Here is a 2,298-nt window from a genome sequence, read left to right on the forward strand (position 1 = left end):
TCAATTATCCATTGATAAGTTAGCTTTGGTATCAGTCCAATAATTGAGAATTTATGTCATTTTTATGAGCAACAATAGATTTATTGCATTGAATCGATGTGATTAATTAATTCTGGGAGGTTAAATCACTTTAAATCTTTGTTTCTCCGTATTACACTTAAATTTGATTCAAATGACTACCAACTAAGAATGACTTTAATCACTCGCTCTGTTCTAGAAAAAAAATACTTTTTGGGAGAAAGAGATTTTAAAGAAGTGAATTTAAGAGGTTTAGATCTTTCAGGAATTAATTTAATAAGGGCAAATCTTGAAGGAGCATCTTTAGAAGGTTGTAATTTACAGGGGGCCCATCTCGAAGAAGCTAATTTAAATCATAGCAATTTAAGTAACACCAATTTGTATAAAGCAAATTTGTATAAAGCAAATCTTAGTTATAGTAAGTTAATCAAGGCCAATCTTAAAGAAGCCTATCTGGTTAAAACTATTTTAAATAATACTTATTTTAATGGTGCTAATTTATCTGGGACTGACTTATCAGGTGCATACTTAATTAAAACCATATTCACTGAAGTTAAAGTTTTAAAAGTTATTCTCGACAATGCTTGGATAATTGAAGTAGATTTTGCTGAAGTGGATTTAAAGGAAATTTATTGCAACCAAAATACAAGTTTTTGTTCATGTACTGGGATGCCAGATCTATCTCTTAATATCAACCAAGAGCCAACAGATAAACTAGTTTCACAAGAAAATAAAAAGCGTTTAGAAAAGACAGAATCTGTTGATTTTTTCAGGTCATCGTGTAAAATTATTTACTGGTTTTAACGAATCCTGTTCCATAGCTTACTTGATCGTTATTTGGTCAGTTTAGAGCTTATTTTCCCTCATCATTAATTGTACATTATTAATTATTAATTATTCGGTTAGCAACTAACTTAAGTATTCCCACCATCTACAAACTTATTAACAACCCCTAACAATTCTTCAGAATTAAATGGTTTCGTTAAATAGTGGTTGGTTCCAGCAATTTGACCTTTTATTTTGTTTACTAACCCATCTCTAGCCGTGATCATTATAATTGGTAGATCATGAAATTTAGTCATCCTTCTTAGGGTTTTACAGACTTCGAGTCCATCAAGATCCGGCATGGTAAGATCAAGCAGTAGTAAAGAAACTTGATTTTGATTCAGTAAATTTAGGGCATCTATTGCATTACTTGCTAATAACAGATTGTAGCGATAACCTAAAAACCTTTTAATAGTTGCTTGAACTATGGGACTATCATCAACTGATAAAATAGTTGGTCGATTTCTATATTCTATAACTTTTGTTCTATCAAAACTTATCCAGCCCTTTTGAACCCAATTAAAATAGGAACTGGCAAGGGTCAAAGGATTTTTTTCCAATTCTTGGGCAATCTCTATTAGGGAACGTTGACCATCTACCCATTTTTCTAAATGCCGAAGCACTTGGGGTTCTTTAATTTCAGTCGCTGCTTTTGTTACTAAGCAAGGAATTGCTACTTTTGAAGGAATAGAGGGTTTAAAAGCTTCCCATTGTTGTTGACGTTGATTAAGTTCTTCTTCCAAGCTCCTCCAGTCTATATAATGACCATCTTGTCCAAAACATAGGTCACAGCTAGAGGAGGTATTCCATTCAAGCTCTCCACAGTAGTATGAGGCGTATTCAAGTAGTGATAAAACTTGTCCTCGAACGAAGGTTTCAATTTTGTCCCAACTCAATACTCGAAAACGGACAAGTTTCTTGAATACTTCTGTTAGAGAAGTAGGGTTGGTGGATTTTTCTAGAGCAACTTGGATAGCAGAAGAATTGATCTCGGGGTTGACTTTGTGGGCTAAGGTTTTAACAAAGTCGTTCCTTTTTGGAATATAAGAGCCACCATAGGCTATTTTTCCATTATTTAAGACTAAAATATATTTTTTCTGGTTTAATTCCTCTTTAGTTTGTAATCTGATTATTAAAGTGCCAGTCACTTGTTTTGAACTAATTTTTTCGACTAAGGATTTTAGTTGTTGGCGTTGAAAGTGATATTTTTTCATATTTCACTACTTATGATACGTTAACCGATTCTTTATTAGTTTAGTAAAATTAAGGGAAGTATCCCAACAAAAAATACCATCAATCTCAGTAAATATAATGATGAGATAGTTCTGCCAATATAGCTGTGACTATTATTACAAAAAAAAGTGAGCCTTATCACACACCATTAGTTGTTAAAAAGTAGGACGAGATTACAAAGCGAGTTCTCGCTCCAGCATAAGTGTGAAGACTTAAGATGAC

Annotated in this window: 2 protein-coding genes; one reads left to right on the forward strand and one right to left on the reverse strand. The window is 32.8% G+C overall.

What is annotated here, in order from left to right:
• Positions 1-189: 189 nt before the first annotated feature.
• Positions 190-822, forward strand: a complete 633-nt coding sequence (locus P9B04_RS21700; RefSeq protein ID WP_342057048.1) for a pentapeptide repeat-containing protein — start codon at positions 190-192, stop codon at positions 820-822.
• A 110-nt stretch (positions 823-932) separates the two neighbouring features.
• Here the strand turns inward: P9B04_RS21700 and P9B04_RS21705 are convergent, their stop codons facing one another.
• Positions 933-2,057: a response regulator gene (locus P9B04_RS21705; RefSeq protein ID WP_342057049.1), complete on the reverse strand. Its 1,125-nt coding sequence runs from the start codon at positions 2,055-2,057 to the stop codon at positions 933-935.
• Between the last annotated feature and the right edge of the window lie 241 nt (positions 2,058-2,298).

Origin of the sequence: Crocosphaera sp. Alani8, assembly GCF_038442745.1 — a bacterium.
GTDB lineage: Bacteria > Cyanobacteriota > Cyanobacteriia > Cyanobacteriales > Microcystaceae > Crocosphaera.

Excerpts from the sequence above, each read along its gene's own strand:
- P9B04_RS21705 (WP_342057049.1), bottom strand. The coding sequence starts at position 2,057 with ATGAAAAAATATCACTTTCAACGCCAACAACTAAAATCCTTAGTCGAA.
- P9B04_RS21700 (WP_342057048.1), top strand. The coding sequence starts at position 190 with ATGACTTTAATCACTCGCTCTGTTCTAGAAAAAAAATACTTTTTGGGA.